We start from the raw sequence: 16,792 nt of genomic DNA on the forward strand, positions 1-16,792 counted from the left end.
GAGTTCCGGCCGTTAACCTCCGCACCGTCGGGCAGACTCGAAGCAAGCCCGAAGCAAACCTCCTGGGAAGAGGGTGAGTCGTGTGGACCGCTGCATCGTCCTGGTGGACGCCGGGTATCTGCTGGGAGCGGCGGCGAGTCTCCTCGCCGGGGAGCCCTCACGATCCCGCATCACCGTCGACCACACGGCCCTCATCCAGGGGCTGCGCGAACGCGCCGAGTCCGATACGCAGCAGCCCCTGCTGCGCATCTACTGGTTCGACGGCGCCCCCGACCGCGTCCCGCAGCCCGAACACCGCCGGCTGCGCGTGATGCCCCGGGTCACCGTCCGGCTCGGCGCGCTGACCCGCAGCGACGGCCGCTGGGCGCAGAAGGGCGTGGACGCCGCGATGCACGCCGAGCTCACCGAGCTGGCCCGCAACCGCGCCTGCTCCGACATCGTCCTCGTCACCGGCGACGGCGACCTGCTGCCCGGCATGATGGCCGCCAAGGAGCACGGCGTCGCCGTCCACCTGTGGGCCGTCCAGGCCGCCGACGGCGACTACAACCAGTCCGAGGACCTGGTCGCCGAGGCCGACGAGCGGCGCGTCCTGGACCGCACGTGGATCACCAAGGCGGTCCGCGCCAAGGAGTACACCGGTGTGTGCGCCCCGCAGCCCGTGCCCCGGCCCGAGATCGCCGCGATCCTCTCCGCGCCGCTGCCCGAGTCCTCGCTCGCCACGGCCGAGCGGCCCGCCCCGCCGCCCCCGCACCCGGCGGCCGGCCCCGGGCCGAACGGCACCGAGGAGCGGGTCCCCGCCTCCAAAGGCGTCCCCACGCCCAAAGACCTGGCGGCCCTGCGCGCCCCTGGAACCCAGCCCGCCCAGCCCCCCGCCTCCGCCACCCTTCGCTGGTCCTCCGACAAGGGCTGGGTCGACCGGCCCACGGCCGAGCCCCCCGAGGCCGCCTCGATGCCGACGCTCGCCCAGCTGACCACGGCCGAGCAGCGGTGGGCCGACCGCGAGGAGGACATCACCACGGTCGGCGGCGACCCCTACGAGGTGGGGCAGGTCTTCGCGCGGCGCTGGGTTGAGCGCCTCGGCGACCAGAGCCAGCTGCCGAAACTGTCCGGGATGTACCCGCGCATCCCGCACCGCGTCGACGGGGAGCTGCTGCGCTACGCCGCCCGCTTCGGCCTGCTCGCCCACAAGGACGACCAGATCGACGAGCGGGACCGTTACGCCATCCGGGCCGGTTTCTGGCGGGAGATCGGCGTGCGCACGGGCGTGGAACACACGCCCGTCGACGACTGAGTCCTCGCGAGCGGATTTCCCGGAATCGACCGACCCGAGAGCCGGCCGGGGTTCCCGACCCCGTAGTCTCGTCCCTTGTGAGTAAGCGCGCGGCACAGGCATTTCGGCACGATGGTGACGTCGTGTGCGCGGTCCGCGGGCTGACCAAGACCTATCCGGCGGTCCGGGGCCGGCGCGGCGCGCCGGGAACACCCGAGGTCCGGGCCACGGACGACGTGACGCTGGACATCCGGCGCGGCGAGATCTTCGGCCTGCTCGGGCCGAACGGCGCCGGCAAGTCCACCCTCGTACGACAGCTCACCGGGCTGATGCGGCCCGACCGCGGCTGTGTGGAGATCCTCGGGCACGACATCGTGCGCCACCCGGAACGGGCCGCGCGCATCCTCGCCTACCTCGGTCAGGAGTCGACCGCCCTCGACGAGCTGACCGTGTCGCTCGCCGCCGAGACCACCGGACGGCTGCGCGGCCTGGACGTACGGGCCGCGCGGGCCGAGCGGGACGACGTACTCGACGAGCTGGGGCTCTCGGCCCTCGCCGGGCGGCCCCTGAAGAAGCTCTCCGGGGGCCAGCGGCGTCTTGCGTGCTTCGCCGCGGCACTGGTGGGGGAGCGCTCGCTCCTCGTGCTCGACGAGCCGACCTCCGGCATGGACCCGGTGGCGCGACGGGCCGTGTGGTCCGCCGTCGACCGGCGACGGGCCGAACGGGGGACGACGGTGCTGCTCGTCACCCACAACGTCATCGAGGCCGAGACCGTGCTGGACCGGGTGGCCGTCCTCGACCGGGGGAAGGTGATCGCCTGCGACACCCCGGCCGGGCTCAAGGAGCAGGTCGCCGGTGAGGTGCGGGTGGAGCTGGTCTGGCGCGACGCGCCGCCGCTGCACGTCCCGGAGGTCGCCGCGCTGCGGGACCGCGTCGTGGAGTCGGGCCGCCGCTGGACGCTCCGGCTCGGGCCCGAGGAGGCCCGGGCGGTCGTCGCCACCGTCACCGGCGGGGCCGCCTTCGCCGCCCTGGACGACTTCACGCTGGCCACGCCCAGCCTGGAGGACGTCTATCTGGCCCTGGGCGGTGCCGTGCAGCAGGGGCTGGTGAAGGCGTGAGGAGCACCGGGGCCTTGAGTGCGGGGGGCTTGAGTACACAGGCCGCCGCATACGTACCGAACAGGGCGACTGCCGCAGTGGACCCGAGCGAAGGGGAGCAGCGCGACGTGAGTGTCGTACCCGCCGATGTCCTGCCGGGCAGTGCCCTGGCCGTGGAGGAGCCCGCCGCGTGCGCGGCCGAGCTCGGGCCCAGGGCGCGGCTGTGGCCCTCGCTGGCGGCCGTGTACCGGGCGCAGCTGTCCCGGGCGCGGGTCGCGCGGATCCCGCTGCTGTTCGTGGCGACCTTCCAGTCGATCGGCATCATGATCCTGATGCGCGGGGTCGTGGACGACGGGGCGGAGGCGCAGGCGGTCGTCGCCGGCTCTTCGGTCCTGGTCGTGGCCTTCGTCGCGCTGAACCTGCTCGCGCAGTATTTCGGGCAGCTTCGGGCGAGCGGCGGACTCGACCACTACGCGACCCTGCCGGTGCCGCCGGCGGCGGTGGTGCTGGGCGCGGCGGGCGCGTACGCCTCGTTCACCGTGCCGGGGACCATCGTGACGGCGATCTTCGGCTGCGCGCTGTTCGGGCTGCCGCTGGCCCATCTGTGGGTCCTCCTGGCCGTGATCCCGCTCGCGGGCGCCGCGCTCGCCGGACTGGGGGCGGCGCTGGGGCTGCTCGCGCCCCGGCCGGAGCTGGCCACGCTGCTCGGGCAGCTGGGCATGTCGGCGGCGCTGCTGCTGGGCGTGCTGCCGGCGGACCGGATGCCGGAGGTCGTGCGCTTCGCGCGGGATCTGCTGCCGTCGACCTATGGGGTCGAGGCCTTCGCGCGGACGTTCGAGCCGCATCCCGACTGGGCCTTCGTGCTCGGTGACCTCGCGGTGTGCGGGGTGGTGGGCGTCGTCTCGCTGGCCGTGGCGACCTGGGCGTACCGCCGGGCGGCCGTCCGGTGAGCGCGGAGCGGTCGTCCGGTGACGCGGCGCACAGGCGGGACTGGCACGATGGCAGGGTGACCGCACCACTGACTCCGCCACCGCCACCGCATGAACGTTCCGCGCAGGACGCGTGGCAGCCGCCGGCCGCCGGGCCCGGGGCGAACGGGCCCCAGGCTCCCGGGTCTCAGCACGCCGAGTACGCCGAGGGCGCCGGGCACGGCTGGTACGGACAGGACGGCCCCGGCATGAAGACCGAAGTACGGGAAGCCGCCGTGATCTCGCTGGCCGTCGCGCTCGGCGGGGTGCTGCTCGGGGCGCTGTGGTGGTGGCTCGCGCCGCACGTGCCGCTGGTCGGTGACGTGGTGGAGGGCAACTGGGTCGTCTACCTCAAGGACACCGAGGGCGAGCAGGCCGTCGGGGTCGACGGGACGTTCACGCTGCTCGGGCTGGGCTTCGGGGTCGTCAGCGCGCTGGTCGTCTTCCTGCTGCGGCGGCGTGGGGGTGTGCCGCTGGTGGTGGGGCTGGCCGTCGGCGGGCTGCTCGGGTCGTTGCTGGCGTGGCGGCTCGGGGTGTGGCTCGGGCCCGCGGAGGATGTCATCGCGCGGGCGAGGGATGTGGGGCGGGGGGTGACGTTCTCCGCGCCGTTGAAGTTGGGGGCGAAGGGGGCGTTGCTGGCCTGGCCGTTGGCCGCGCTGGTGTTGCATCTGGGGCTTACGGGGTTGTTCGGGCCTCGGGATCCTGAGCCGGAGTTTCCCGAGGGGGCGTACGAGGCGCCGCCTGCCGCGTAGGTGCTCGGCGTCGGGGCTGGGGCGCGGGTGGGTCCGCAGCCCGGCGGAGCGGGGCGCCGTCTGCGCCCACCCGTGCCGCCCCTAGCGGCACGCATGCCCGCAGCTGGGGCAGGAGGCTCGACTGCCCGCAGGCTCTAGGCCCGGCTGACCGGTGCCAGGACCGCCTCCGTCAGTGTGGCCAGGGACTCCGGTGACAGCTCCACCTCCAGCCCCCTCCTCCCCGCCGAGACGCAGATCGTCGGGTGGGTCGAGGCCGACGCGTCGAGGACCGTGGGGAGTTTCTTGCGCTGGCCCAAGGGGGAGATGCCGCCGCGGACGTAGCCCGTGGTGCGTTCGGCCAGGGTCGGGTCGGCCATCGTGGCGCGTTTGCCGCCGACCGCTGCCGCCAGGGACTTGAGGTCCAGTTGGCCCGCGACCGGGACCACGGCGACCGTCAGGGTGCCGTCGACGTCCGCCACCAGGGTCTTGAAGACCCGGTCGGGTGAGACGCCCATCGCCTCGGCCGCCTCCTCGCCGTAGGACGGGTGGGCGGGGTCGTGGTCGTAGGAGTGGACGGTGAAGTCCACGCCCGCCGTCGTGAGGGCGACCGTCGCGGGCGTGCCGCCCTGCTGCTGTTGCTTCTTCGACTTCTTCGCCATGCCGGTCCGCTTCAGTTGAGGCTCATCGGGCCGCGCGTCAGTTCCGACGCCGGCAACGACGGCAGATTACGGATGATGGCCGTCTCCGAGCGAAGGAGTTTCAGCTCGTCGCGCAGGCGGGACGCCGTGTCGGGGGCCTGGAGCAGGCGCTGCTTGGACGGGGTGTCCAGCATCATCGCCGCCGCCACCAGATACGACACCACGCCCGGCTCGTCGGGCAGCTCCGCACCGGTCGCCAGGGAGCGTTCCCGCGCGCCGGCCAGCCGCTTCTGGTACTGGCGGAAGGACCGCAGCACTCCTTCGGCCAGCGGCGCGGCCTCGTCGCCGGGATCCTCGGGCAGCGTCTCCAGTTCGGCCGTCAGAAAGGGGCCGGAGGCGTCGACGGACAGCAGCCGCACCCGGGAGGTGCCGGTCGCCAGCACCTCGAAGGAGCCGTCGGTCCGCTCCCGGATCGTCGCCGCGTCCGCCACACAGCCCACCTTGTGGAACGCCCTGACCGGGTCCGCGCCGAAACCGGCCAGCGGGCCCTTGTCGGGCAGCGCCGTCGGGTCGGGCATGCCGGGCTCGCTCGGGGCCACCTCGTGGCCGTCGCGGATCGCCACGACGGCGAACCGGCGCGGCTCGTCCTCCGGGGTCTTCAGCAGCTCGCGCATCATGGCGCGATACCGCTCCTCGAAGACGTTGAGCGGGAGCACGAGCCCCGGGAACAGGACCGAGTTCAGGGGGAAGAGGGGGAGCCGGACGGTGGTCACGACGCAAAAGCCTAATGGTCGCCGGAGCGGACTCGTCCGCCCCGGTCACTCCGTGGATGCCAGGAGGGCCGGCCCGCCGCCCCGGCCCGGATGTCGTCGCGTACCCGCAGGAAGTGTCCGAGCGGGTCGTCCGACACCTGGTCCCAGGGGAAGGAGGTGGCGTACGGGCCGTTCAGCCGCAGTTGCTCGGCCGCGTCCGGCCGGCGCTCCAGGCACACCAGGACGAAGATCAGCATGTTCCGCATCCGGGCGGGCCAGGGGTCGGCCGCCGGCAGCAGCGGGGACAGCGCGATCGCGCGGTCGGCGGCGGCGTCCAGCCGCGCGCGGGGCACCTCGGGTCCGCAGCCGTCGGTCAGATAGCCGAAGGCCGCCCGCAGCGGGAGCGCCTGGGCGAGCGCGTCGGCGGGGGCGTCCTGCGCGGCCCGGTCGGCGAAGTCGAAGCACTCCTGGTGCGAACCGTGCCAGAAGGCGGCCAGATAGCGCAGGGCCGCCACATGGCAGCCGTAGTGGTGCGGGGCACGGCGTACGGCCGCCGCCCACAGCTCCTCGAAGTACTTGTGCCCGGCCTGCGCGCCCCGTGCGTGGTCGAGCGCGAGCCGCCACGGCACCGGGTCCCGCGTCTCGCCCCGGGCCGCGGCCGTGAGCAGCGGGCTCACCTCGCGCAGCAGCTCGGCGCGGGCCGGGGAGAGCCAGGCGCGGTCCACCGCGAGCTGGGCCCCGACCAGCAGCGCGTCGGGGTCGTGCGGGGCGGTGGCGAGCCAGGCGTCCAGCCATTCGGGGCGGGAGCGGGCGAAGGCGGCCAGCCGGGTCACGTACCGGTCGCGTCGCTCCCACTCGGCCGCCGCGCGGGTGGCCTGGAGCAGCCCGGCGGCCGGTCCGTGGTCGCCGCGGGCGGCGGCGACCAGGGCCGGACTCAGCCGGGCGTCGGGCGCGTCGAGCAGCACCTCGTCGTCGGCGCTCGGTCTGCCGACGGGGTGGGGGGCGGTCCTTGTCATCCGGCTCGCGCGGATGAACGGGAGCTGCAGAGCCATGGTGTCGACCATTGAAAGACCGCTGGTCACAGCGGCGCCAGATGGTTCGGTGAACTCGCCGAAAGTTGTACGCCCGATGGTCAAGAGAAGGTAAAGGTGTGACAGTTCAACAACATGGGTCACACCGGCACCATCAGTTGCGCCGCAGCAGCCGTGTGGCCCCCGCCGCCACCGTCGTCGCCAGGATCCAGCCCAGCAGGATCATCGCCGTCGCCAGCCACTGCCAGCCCCCGCGCAACTGCCAGAACCCCACCTGGCCCAGGTCGATGACCGGCAGCAGCAGATCGAGCGTGAAGAGCGTGGGACTCCACTCCGGATGCTCGCCCCGCTTCAGCGGCGGATGGCCGGCCTGCGCGAAGGCGAACGAGCCCGCCGCCCACAGCACCGCCATCCATACGGCGGCCCGGCCCGGCCGGTACCCGTAGGCGACCGTCCAGTCCTGCACATAGCCCCACAGCTTGGCCGCCGGCGGCAGGCTCTCGCGGTGCCGGCGCTGCTTGGCGAGCAGCACCTCACGGGCCTCCTGGTCCTCCCCGCCGGCCCGCAGCACGGACGCGAGACGCTCGTACGGCTCCGGGTTGTACTCGGCGGTCGCCGCCGCCACCCACTCCAGCCGCTCGGCCGGTGGGAACGGGCCGCGCGGCACGAGATTCTCGTAGGCGAAGCCGCCCATGTGCAGCCGCCCGGGGCCCGGCCAGGCGTCCGCCCGGTCCATCAGGTTGATGATCTTCGCCCCGGACAGCACCACCCGCCCGCGCGCCGGATGCTCCCCGAGGAAGCGCAGCTCGGGCGTCTGCACCCGGCGCAGCGACAGCTCCTGGTCCTCGCCGAGGGCGAACCGGGCCCGCTCGAAGTCGACGGCGTCGCCGAACCGCCCGTCGTCCAGCCGGATCCCGCCCTCGCACTCGAACCGCTGGATCCGGGTGCCGCGCGCCGGGGTCATCCCGCTCATCGCCTGGGCGCCGACCCCCGCCGGGGTCAGATACAGACTGCGCTCGACGGTCAGCTGCGGGGCGTTCAGCGCGAGCCGCTCGTAGGGGTTGACCAGCCGCGCGCCGCGCAGGCTCAGCGAGACGCCGACGGTGGCGGCGCGCAGGCTCAGCTCGCCGTGCGACTCCAGCAGCTCGGCCTGTAAGTCCTGGCCGACGGTCAGGCCGTCCGCGGCGATCGACCGGCCGCTGCGGTCCCGGTGCACGATCGACTGGTTGAGCATCAGATCCGTGCCGATCTGCGCGTCCGTGATCCGGATGCCGCGGTGGAACCGGCAGCGCGGCAGATGCAGATCGCCCTCGGTGTGCACCCTGGCCGCCTCCAGGCGCGGCACCGAGCAGTCCACCATCCGCAGGGTCGTGAAGCGGGCCTCCGGCAGCAGCACGTCCTGCTCGAACCGGCACTGGCGCATCTCCACGTACGGCACCACCGTGCCCCCCGCGAGATCCAGCGAGCCGCTGATGCGTATGCCGGCCAGCTTCAGCGCCGACACCCGGCCGGCCAGGGCGGGCGGGCCGTCGAGAAGCAGCCAGCAGACGATCCGGGCCCGCACGGTCCGCTCCTCGCCCCACGGGCTGCCGCCGTGCGGATCGTCCACCAGCGGATCGCCGCTGCTCAGGTCGTAGACGCTGCCGTTGCGGAAGGCCTGCCACATGCCGGCCTCGGCCGCGGTCAGGTCCTCGGGCACATCCCCGGCACGCATGCCGGCCCCCTCGGTCACGCTCTTCCCTTCCTCCCCGGGTACTCGCGGGTTGGTTTCTTCGTACAACAGTTCATGCCCGCTGAGTGACGCACCGAACGCGAAAAGTGAAGGGGATCGTCCGGCTTCCCGCGCCGTTCTGTATCAGCCATTGATACGCGCGGACGACGCCTCACCCAGGTCTGAGAGAATTGAGCACGTGATCTCCCGAATCGATCTGCGCGGCGACGCCCTCCCCGAGGGCACCGCCCTGCGTGACCTGCTGCCCCGAGCCGAATTCGACGTAGCGGCCGCCCTGGAAAAGGTGCGTCCCATCTGCGAGGACGTGCATCATCGGGGCGACGCGGCGCTGATCGACTTCGCCGAGCGGTTCGACGGGGTCAGGCTCGACCGGGTGCGGGTGCCCGCCGCCGCGCTCACCTCCGCGCTGGAGGAGCTCGACCCGGCCGTGCGCGCGGCCCTGGAGGAGTCCATCCGCCGCGCCCGGACCGTCCACCGCGCCCAGCGCCGCTCCACGCACACCACCCAGGTCGTGCCCGGCGGCGCCGTGACCGAGAAGTGGGTGCCGGTCGAGCGGGTCGGGCTCTACGCGCCCGGCGGCCGCTCGGTGTACCCGTCCTCCGTGATCATGAACGTGGTGCCCGCGCAGGAGGCCGGCGTCGAGTCCATCGCGCTCGCCTCTCCCGCCCAGGCCGAGTTCGACGGCCTGCCGCACCCCACCATCCTCGCCGCCTGCGCGCTGCTCGGCGTCGACGAGGTGTACGCGGCCGGCGGTGCCACCGCCGTCGCGATGTTCGCCTACGGCACCGAGTCCTGCGCGCCCGCGAACATGGTCACCGGCCCCGGCAACATCTGGGTCGCCGCCGCCAAGCGCTACTTCACCGGAAAGATCGGCATCGACGCGGAGGCCGGCCCGACCGAGATCGCCGTCCTCGCCGACGACACGGCCGACCCGGCGCACGTCGCCTCCGACCTGATCAGCCAGGCCGAGCACGACCCGCTGGCCGCCGCCGTCCTCGTCACCGACTCCGTCGAGCTCGCGGACGCCGTGGAGAAGGAGCTGGAGCCGCAGATCGCGGCCACCCGGCACGTCGACGACCGGATCGTCCCCGCCCTGTCCGGCAAGCAGTCCGCGATCGTCCTGGTCGACGGCATCGACGAGGGCCTGAGGGTCGTCGACGCGTACGGCGCCGAGCACCTGGAGATCCAGACGGCCGACGCCGCCGCGGTGGCCGACCGGGTCCGCAACGCCGGCGCGATCTTCATCGGCCCCTGGGCCCCCGTCTCCCTCGGCGACTACGCGGCCGGCTCCAACCACGTCCTGCCCACCGGCGGCTGCGCCTGCCACTCCTCGGGCCTGTCCGTCCAGTCCTTCCTGCGCGGCATCCACATCGTCGACTACACCGAGGACGCGCTGGCCGAGGTCGCGCACCATGTGGTGACGCTGGCGGAGGCGGAGGACCTGCCCGCGCACGGCGCGGCGATCAAGGCACGGTTCGGGTGGAAGGTTCCAGAAGGCAAGTGACAGGCATCGACGATCTCCCCGTACGGGACGAGCTGCGCGGCAAGTCCCCCTACGGCGCGCCCCAGCTGGCCGTCCCCGTACGGCTGAACACCAACGAGAACCCCTACCCGCTGCCCGAGCCGCTGGTCGAGCGCATCGCCGAGCGGGTCCGTGAGGCGGCCAGGAACCTCAACCGCTACCCGGACCGGGACGCGGTCGAGCTGCGCACCAAGCTCGCCGCGTACCTCACGGAGACGTCCGGCCACGAGGTCGGCCTGGCCGACGTCTGGGCGGCCAACGGCTCCAACGAGGTCATCCAGCAGCTGCTGCAGACCTTCGGCGGGCCGGGCCGCACCGCGATCGGCTTCGAGCCGTCGTACTCGATGCACGGGCTCATCTCGCGCGGCACGGGCACGGGCTGGATCTCCGGGCCCCGTAACGAGGACTTCACGATCGACCTGGCGGCCGCCGAGAAGGCGATCGCCGAGCACCGGCCCGACGTCGTCTTCATCACCACCCCCAACAACCCCACGGGCAACGCGGTCCCGCCCGAGACGGTCCTCGCGCTGTACGAGGCCGCGCAGGCGGCCAAGCCGTCGATGGTCGTGGTCGACGAGGCCTACATCGAGTTCAGCCACGGCGACTCGCTGCTGCCGCTGATCGAGGGCCGCCCGAACCTCGTCGTCTCCCGCACCATGTCGAAGGCGTTCGGCGCGGCGGGCCTGCGCCTCGGCTACCTCGCCGCGCACCCGGCCGTCGTGGACGCCGTCCAGCTCGTCCGCCTGCCGTACCACCTCTCCGCCGTCACCCAGGCGACCGCCCTGGCCGCCCTGGAGCACACCGAGACGCTGCTGGGCTACGTCGAGCAGCTCAAGGCCGAGCGGGACCGGCTGGTGCGCGAACTGCGCGCGACCGGCTACGAGGTCGTCGAGTCCGATGCCAACTTCGTGCAGTTCGGGCGATTCGACGGCGAGGGCGGCTCGCACACGGCCTGGCAGAAGATCCTCGACCAGGGCGTCCTGGTCCGGGACAACGGCATCCCCGGGTGGCTGCGGGTGTCAGCCGGGACCCCCGAAGAGAACGACGCGTTCCTCGACGCGGTCCGTGCACTGAAGAAGGAGCAGAGTCAATGAGCCGCACCGGACGCGTGGAGCGGACGACCAAGGAGACCACGGTCCTCGTCGAGATAGACCTCGACGGCACCGGCAAGACGGAGATCTCCACCGGCGTCGGCTTCTACGACCACATGCTCGACCAGCTCGGCCGGCACGGTCTGTTCGACCTGACCGTGAAGACCCAGGGCGATCTGCACATCGACTCGCACCACACCATCGAGGACACCGCCCTCGCGCTGGGCGCCGCCTTCAAGCAGGCCCTCGGCGACAAGGTGGGGATCTACCGCTTCGGCAACTGCACGGTCCCGCTGGACGAGTCCCTCGCGCAGGTCACCGTCGACCTGTCCGGCCGCCCCTACCTCGTGCACACCGAGCCCGAGAAGATGGCGCCGATGATCGGCGAGTACGACACCACGATGACGCGGCACATCCTGGAGTCCTTCGTGGCCCAGGCCCAGATCGCGCTGCACGTGCACGTGCCCTACGGGCGCAACGCGCACCACATCGTGGAGTGCCAGTTCAAGGCCCTGGCCCGGGCCCTGCGCTACGCGTCCGAGCGTGACCCGCGCGCGGCCGGCATCCTCCCGTCCACGAAGGGCGCCCTGTGAACGGCATCTCGACCCTGCTGATCGTCGTCGGCCTGTTCCTCGCGGGCGGGATCTACTCCTTCGTCAAGCAGAAGATGCCCAAGGGCCTGATCGTGCTGCTGTCGATCGGCGCCGCGATGTGCCTGGTGGCCGGTGTGATGCGGCTGGAGGTGTGGAATTGAGCGCCCCTCAGAAAAGGGTGGTCGTCTTCGACTACGGCTTCGGCAACGTCCGCTCCGCCGAGCGTGCCCTCGCCCGCGCGGGAGCCGACGTCGAGATCACCCGTGACTACGACAAGGCCATGAACGCCGACGGGCTGCTCGTCCCCGGCGTCGGCGCCTTCGCCTCCTGCATGAAGGGCCTGCGCGAGGCGCGCGGCGACTGGATCGTCGACCGCAGGCTCTCCGGCGGCCGCCCGGTCATGGGCATCTGCGTCGGCATGCAGATCCTCTTCGCGCGCGGCATCGAGCACGGCGTGGAGACCGACGGCCTCGACGAGTGGCCCGGCTCGGTCGAGCCGCTCCAGGCCGACGTCGTGCCCCACATGGGCTGGAACACCGTGGAGGCCGCGCCCGGCTCGCGGCTCTTCGACGGCCTGGACGCGGACGCCCGCTACTACTTTGTGCACTCCTACGCCGTCCACGACTGGTCGCTGGAGACCCACAACCCGACCCTCGAACCCCCCAAGGTGACCTGGTCGACGCACGGCAAGCCGTTCGTCGCGGCCGTCGAGAACGGCGCCCTGTGGGCCACGCAGTTCCACCCCGAGAAGTCCGGCGACGCCGGAGCGCAGCTGCTGAACAACTGGATCGGAACCCTCTGATGTCCCCGAAGTCCTCCCCGAAGCTCGAACTCCTCCCCGCCGTCGACGTCCGCGACGGCCAGGCCGTCCGACTGGTGCACGGCGAGTCCGGTTCGGAGACCTCCTACGGCTCCCCCCTGGAGGCCGCCCTCGCCTGGCAGCGTTCCGGCGCCGAGTGGCTGCACCTGGTCGACCTGGACGCCGCGTTCGGCACCGGGAACAACCGCGAGCTGATCGCCGAGGTCGCCAGCGCCATGGACATCAAGGTGGAGCTGTCCGGCGGCATCCGCGACGACGACACCCTCGCCGCCGCCCTGGCCACCGGCTGCAAGCGGGTGAACCTCGGCACGGCCGCCCTGGAGACCCCCGAGTGGGTCGCCAAGGTCATCGCCGAGCACGGCGAGAAGATCGCCGTCGGCCTCGACGTACGCGGCACCACCCTGCGCGGCCGGGGCTGGACCCGCGACGGCGGCGACCTCTACGAGACGCTGGCGCGCCTCGACCAGGAGGGCTGCGCCCGGTACGTCGTCACGGACATCGCCAAGGACGGCACCCTCCAGGGCCCCAACCTGGAGCTGCTGCGCAACGTCTGCGCCGCCACCGACCGCCCGGTCGTGGCCTCCGGCGGCGTGTCCTCGCTGGACGACCTGCGGGCCATCGCCGAGCTCGTCCCCCTCGGTGTCGAGGGAGCGATCGTAGGGAAGGCGCTGTACGCGAAGGCGTTCACCCTGGAAGAGGCCTTGGAGGCTGTGTCGTCATGACCCCCCGGCGCGTGCGGAGCGGAAGTCCCTGGGAAGAGTCCTTCGGTTTTGCACGTGCCGTCGAGGCGGGCGACCGGGTGCTGGTCGCGGGTACGACCGCCTTCAAGGGCGATGTGCTCTACGGCGAGGGCGATCCCTACGAGCAGGCCAAGGTGGCCTTCACCACCGCCCTGGAGGCGATCGCCGAGTTCGGACTCACCCCCGACTCCGTGATCCGCACCCGGATGTATCTGGCCCACGCGCGGGACGTCGACGCGGCGGGCCGGGCCCACAAGGAACTGTTCGACACCGTGCGACCGGTCACGACCCTGCTGGTCGTGGAGGGGTTCATCGACTCCCGGGTCCTGGTGTCGGTCGAAGTGGAAGCGTATAGAGGAGCCGTGGATTCATGACCCTGGCGGTCCGAGTCATCCCCTGCCTGGACGTGGACAACGGCCGGGTCGTCAAGGGCGTCAACTTCCAGAACCTGCGCGACGCGGGCGACCCCGTCGAGATGGCCAAGGTGTACGACGCCGAGGGCGCCGACGAGTTGACGTTCCTGGACATCACCGCCTCGTCGGGCAACCGCGAGACGACGTACGACGTGGTGCGCCGCACCGCCGAGCAGGTCTTCATCCCGCTCACGGTCGGCGGCGGCGTCCGCACCGCCGAGGACGTGGACAAGCTGCTGCGCGCGGGCGCGGACAAGGTCGGCGTCAACACGGCGGCGATCGCCCGCCCCGAGCTGATCCGCGAGATCGCCGAGCGCTTCGGCCGGCAGGTCCTGGTCCTCTCGGTGGACGCCCGACGCACCGAGTCGGGCTCCTTCGAGGTCACCACCCACGGCGGCCGTCGCGGCACCGGCATCGACGCCGTCGAGTGGGCACACCGGGCCGCCGAGCTGGGCGCGGGCGAGATCCTGCTCAACTCCATGGACGCGGACGGCACGAAGGACGGCTACGACCTGGAGATGATCCGGGCCGTACGGGGCCACGTCACCGTCCCCGTCATCGCCTCCGGCGGCGCCGGCAAGCTGACCGACTTCCCGCCGGCCGTCGAGGCGGGCGCGGACGCGGTGCTGGCCGCCTCGGTCTTCCACTTCGGGGACCTGCGCATCGGCGAGGTCAAGGACACGCTGCGGGAGGCGGGTCACCCGGTGCGGTGACGACCTTTCCGTGCTCCGTCGGAGCCCCGGCCGCGCGGCCGGGGCTCTCTCCTGCCCCGCCTCAGATGCCGAGCTGCTTCGTCTCGTGCAGCTTGGCGATGGCGTCCTCGTCGCCGTCCAGGTCGACCTTGGCCGCGCTCTGCCGGCCGTAGGAGAACAGGACCAGCTCCGACGGCTCGCCCGTCACCGTGACCACCGGCGTACCGCGCTGCGCGACCGTCGTCTGGCCGTCGGGGCGGCGCAGGACCAGGCCCGTCGGGACGCCGCGGCCCATCAGCCGGGCGGTGCGCTCCAGACGCGACCACAGGGCGTCCTGGAAGACCGCGTCGAGCTCGCGCACCGACCAGTCGGGCTGGGCGCGCCGGACGTCCTCCGTATGGACGTAGAACTCGACGATGTTCGACATCTCGTCGACCGGCTTGAGGGAGAAGGGCGAGAAGCGCGGCGGGCCCGTACGGATGAGCTGGATCAGCTCCTCGTACGGCTTGCCGGTGTACTCGGCCATCACCCGGTCCAGACGCGACGCGAGCTGCTTGATCAGTATCCCGCCCGCGGCGTCCGGGCGGCGCTCGCGCACCACCACGTGCGCGGCGAGGTCCCGCGTCGTCCAGCCCTCGCACAGAGTGGGCGCGTCCGGGCCCGCGGTCTCCAACAGATCGGCGAGGAGAAGTCGTTCACGCTTGGCATGGGTCGACATGCGGCCAGCCTACGACCGCGCACCTGGTCCGGACAGTGGACACTCCACCGGCACTGTCGGTGGCGCCCGGCACAATGGACCACATGACCAGCAAGCCCAGCCGCCTCGACCCGGAGCTCGCCGCGCGCCTCAAGCACAGCGCCGACGGCCTCCTGCCCGCCATCGCCCAGCAGTACGACACCGGAGAGGTGCTCATGCTCGGCTGGATGGACGACGAGGCACTGCATCGCACCCTGACCACCGGCCGCTGCACGTACTGGTCCCGCAGCCGCCGGGAGTACTGGGTCAAGGGCGACACCTCCGGCCACTTCCAGTGGGTCAAGTCCGTCGCCCTCGACTGCGACGCCGACACCGTGCTCGTCAAGGTCGACCAGGTCGGCGCCGCCTGCCACACCGGAGCCCGCACCTGCTTCGACGAGGACGTCCTGCTCAAGGACGGCGGTTCGGACGCCGCCGCCGCGGATCAGTAGGGTCAGCCGCCATGGACCTCGAGACGTTCCGCAAGCTCGCCACCGACCGGCGGGTCATCCCCGTCACCCGCAAGCTCCTCGCCGACGGCGACACCCCGGTCGCGCTCTACCGCAAGCTCGCCGCCGAGCGCCCCGGCACCTTCCTGCTGGAGTCCGCCGAGAACGGCCGCTCCTGGTCCCGGTACTCCTTCGTCGGAGTCCGCAGCGCCGGCGCCCTGACCACGCGTGACGGACAGGCGCACTGGCTGGGCACCCCGCCCGTCGGCGTCCCCACCGACGGCGACCCGCTCGCCGCCCTGCGCGCCACCATCGAGGCCCTGCACACCCCGCACCAGGAGGGCATGCCGCCCTTCACCGGCGGCATGGTCGGCTACCTCGGCTACGACATCGTCCGCCGCCTGGAGAAGATCGGCCCCGGCGAGCGCGACGACCTGAAGCTGCCCGAGCTGACCATGCTCCTCACCAGCGACCTCGCCGTCATGGACCACTGGGAGGGCTCGGTCCTGCTGATCGCCAACGCGATCAACCACAACGACCTCGACACCGGCGTCGACGAGGCGTACACGGACGCCATCGCCCGCCTCGACGCCATGGAGGCCGACCTCTCGCGCGCGGTGGCCCAGCCGCCCGCAGTCCTGCCGCCCTCCGAGGTCCCCGAGTACTCCGCGCTCTGGGGCGGCCCCGACTTCCAGGAGGCCGTCGAGGACATCAAGGAGCGCATCCGGGCCGGCGAGGCCTTCCAGGTGGTGCCCTCCCAGCGCTTCGAGACGCCGTGCACCGCGAGCGCGCTGGACGTCTACCGGGTCCTGCGGGCCACCAACCCGTCGCCGTACATGTACCTGTTCCGCTTCGACGGGTTCGACGTCGTCGGCTCGTCCCCCGAGGCCCTGGTCAAGGTCGAGGACGGGCGGGCCATGGTCCACCCCATCGCCGGCACCCGCTGGCGCGGCGCCACCCCGCAGGAGGACCAGGCCCTCGCCGACGAACTCCTCGCCGACCCCAAGGAGCGCGCCGAGCACCTCATGCTCGTCGACCTCGGCCGCAACGACCTGGGGCGGGTCTGCGAGCCCGGCTCGGTCGAGGTCGTCGACTTCATGTCCATCGAGAAGTACTCGCACGTCATGCACATCGTCTCGACGGTGACGGGCCGCGTCGCCCCGGGCCGCACCGCCTTCGACGTCCTCACCGCCTGCTTCCCGGCCGGCACCCTCTCCGGCGCCCCGAAGCCCCGCGCCATGCAGATCATCGACGAACTCGAACCCTCCCGGCGCGGGCTCTACGGCGGCTGCGTCGGCTATCTCGACTTCGCGGGCGACTCCGACACCGCCATCGCCATCCGCACGGCCCTGCTGCGCGACGGCACCGCATACGTCCAGGCCGGCGCCGGTATCGTCGCCGACTCCGACCCGGTCGCCGAGGACACCGAGTGCCGCAACAAGGCGGCGGCGGTCCTGCGGGCCGTCCACACGGCGAACCGGCTGGGAAAGGCCTGAGATGAACCCCGGCTGACGGTT

The 16,792-nt window shown here is 72.4% G+C and carries 19 protein-coding genes; 14 read left to right on the top strand and 5 right to left on the bottom strand.

Annotation, left to right across the window (positions count from 1 at the left end):
• Positions 1–82 precede the first annotated feature (82 nt).
• The 4 genes from NNW99_RS28665 (at position 83) to NNW99_RS28680 (ending at position 4,087) form a co-directional block, all read left to right on the top strand.
• Complete coding sequence (locus tag NNW99_RS28665) at positions 83–1,291, top strand: NYN domain-containing protein (protein WP_215122054.1); 1,209 nt, start codon at positions 83–85, stop codon at positions 1,289–1,291.
• A gap of 122 nt (positions 1,292–1,413) precedes the next feature.
• Entirely contained in the window at positions 1,414–2,388 is a 975-nt protein-coding gene (locus tag NNW99_RS28670) for an ABC transporter ATP-binding protein (RefSeq protein ID WP_215122055.1), read from the top strand.
• Between the two features lie 107 nt (positions 2,389–2,495).
• Positions 2,496–3,317, top strand: a complete 822-nt coding sequence (locus tag NNW99_RS28675; protein ID WP_215122056.1) for an ABC transporter permease — start codon at positions 2,496–2,498, stop codon at positions 3,315–3,317.
• 56 nt (positions 3,318–3,373) lie between these two features.
• Entirely contained in the window at positions 3,374–4,087 is a 714-nt protein-coding gene (locus tag NNW99_RS28680; RefSeq protein ID WP_215122057.1) for a DUF2567 domain-containing protein, read from the top strand.
• Between the two features lie 134 nt (positions 4,088–4,221).
• Here the strand turns inward: NNW99_RS28680 and ybaK are convergent, their stop codons facing one another.
• The 4 genes from ybaK to NNW99_RS28700 all read right to left on the bottom strand — a co-directional run bounded on the left by ybaK (position 4,222) and on the right by NNW99_RS28700 (position 8,219).
• The gene (gene ybaK, locus NNW99_RS28685; RefSeq protein WP_215122058.1) at positions 4,222–4,725 is read right to left on the bottom strand and encodes a Cys-tRNA(Pro) deacylase; all 504 of its coding nucleotides are present in this window, start codon (positions 4,723–4,725) and stop codon (positions 4,222–4,224) included.
• Positions 4,726–4,736: 11 nt separating this feature from the next.
• Complete coding sequence (locus NNW99_RS28690; RefSeq protein WP_215122059.1) at positions 4,737–5,477, bottom strand: LON peptidase substrate-binding domain-containing protein; 741 nt, start codon at positions 5,475–5,477, stop codon at positions 4,737–4,739.
• 11 nt (positions 5,478–5,488) lie between these two features.
• A complete protein-coding gene (locus tag NNW99_RS28695) occupies positions 5,489–6,520 on the bottom strand; it encodes a hypothetical protein (protein ID WP_215122060.1) in 1,032 nt (343 codons plus the stop codon).
• A 121-nt stretch (positions 6,521–6,641) separates the two neighbouring features.
• Positions 6,642–8,219, bottom strand: a complete 1,578-nt coding sequence (locus NNW99_RS28700; protein WP_215122061.1) for an oxidoreductase — start codon at positions 8,217–8,219, stop codon at positions 6,642–6,644.
• A gap of 178 nt (positions 8,220–8,397) precedes the next feature.
• On the opposite strand from NNW99_RS28700, the gene hisD reads away from it, so the two are divergent.
• Genes hisD through hisF form a run of 8 tightly spaced genes read left to right on the top strand, consistent with a single transcriptional unit; the run spans position 8,398 to position 14,111 of the window.
• A complete protein-coding gene (hisD, locus tag NNW99_RS28705; protein ID WP_215122062.1) occupies positions 8,398–9,723 on the top strand; it encodes a histidinol dehydrogenase in 1,326 nt (441 codons plus the stop codon).
• Positions 9,720–10,835 carry a histidinol-phosphate transaminase gene (locus NNW99_RS28710; protein ID WP_215122063.1) on the top strand — a complete coding sequence of 372 codons (1,116 nt, stop codon included), beginning with the start codon at positions 9,720–9,722 and terminating at the stop codon, positions 10,833–10,835. Before hisD ends, NNW99_RS28710 begins: the two co-directional genes overlap by 4 nt.
• On the top strand, positions 10,832–11,425 hold the full coding sequence (hisB, locus tag NNW99_RS28715; RefSeq protein WP_215122064.1) for an imidazoleglycerol-phosphate dehydratase HisB: 594 nt from the start codon (positions 10,832–10,834) through the stop codon (positions 11,423–11,425). Before NNW99_RS28710 ends, hisB begins: the two co-directional genes overlap by 4 nt.
• A complete protein-coding gene (locus tag NNW99_RS28720; RefSeq protein ID WP_215122065.1) occupies positions 11,422–11,586 on the top strand; it encodes a hypothetical protein in 165 nt (54 codons plus the stop codon). The genes hisB and NNW99_RS28720 overlap by 4 nt, the downstream gene beginning before the upstream one ends.
• Positions 11,583–12,227 (top strand): imidazole glycerol phosphate synthase subunit HisH, encoded by a 645-nt coding sequence (gene hisH, locus NNW99_RS28725; RefSeq protein ID WP_370869165.1) that lies wholly within the window; start codon positions 11,583–11,585, stop codon positions 12,225–12,227. Before NNW99_RS28720 ends, hisH begins: the two co-directional genes overlap by 4 nt.
• A complete protein-coding gene (priA, locus tag NNW99_RS28730; RefSeq protein ID WP_215122067.1) occupies positions 12,227–12,967 on the top strand; it encodes a bifunctional 1-(5-phosphoribosyl)-5-((5-phosphoribosylamino)methylideneamino)imidazole-4-carboxamide isomerase/phosphoribosylanthranilate isomerase PriA in 741 nt (246 codons plus the stop codon). The genes hisH and priA overlap by 1 nt, the downstream gene beginning before the upstream one ends.
• Positions 12,964–13,359, top strand: a complete 396-nt coding sequence (locus NNW99_RS28735; protein ID WP_215122068.1) for a RidA family protein — start codon at positions 12,964–12,966, stop codon at positions 13,357–13,359. The genes priA and NNW99_RS28735 overlap by 4 nt, the downstream gene beginning before the upstream one ends.
• Complete coding sequence (gene hisF, locus NNW99_RS28740) at positions 13,356–14,111, top strand: imidazole glycerol phosphate synthase subunit HisF (protein ID WP_215122069.1); 756 nt, start codon at positions 13,356–13,358, stop codon at positions 14,109–14,111. The genes NNW99_RS28735 and hisF overlap by 4 nt, the downstream gene beginning before the upstream one ends.
• Before the next feature lie 61 nt (positions 14,112–14,172).
• Here hisF and NNW99_RS28745 read toward each other — a convergent pair whose 3' ends face one another.
• On the bottom strand, positions 14,173–14,808 hold the full coding sequence (locus NNW99_RS28745) for a TIGR03085 family metal-binding protein (protein WP_215122070.1): 636 nt from the start codon (positions 14,806–14,808) through the stop codon (positions 14,173–14,175).
• An 83-nt stretch (positions 14,809–14,891) separates the two neighbouring features.
• Here NNW99_RS28745 and hisI point away from each other — a divergent pair, with 83 nt between their 5' ends.
• Positions 14,892–15,278, top strand: coding sequence for a phosphoribosyl-AMP cyclohydrolase (hisI, locus tag NNW99_RS28750; RefSeq protein ID WP_215122071.1), 387 nt, complete (start codon positions 14,892–14,894; stop codon positions 15,276–15,278).
• A gap of 11 nt (positions 15,279–15,289) precedes the next feature.
• Entirely contained in the window at positions 15,290–16,771 is a 1,482-nt protein-coding gene (locus tag NNW99_RS28755; RefSeq protein WP_215122072.1) for an anthranilate synthase component I, read from the top strand.
• The last annotated feature ends 21 nt before the right edge of the window (positions 16,772–16,792 follow it).

The organism is Streptomyces sp. CRCS-T-1, from assembly GCF_024442335.1.
GTDB classification, from domain to species: domain Bacteria; phylum Actinomycetota; class Actinomycetes; order Streptomycetales; family Streptomycetaceae; genus Streptomyces; species Streptomyces koelreuteriae.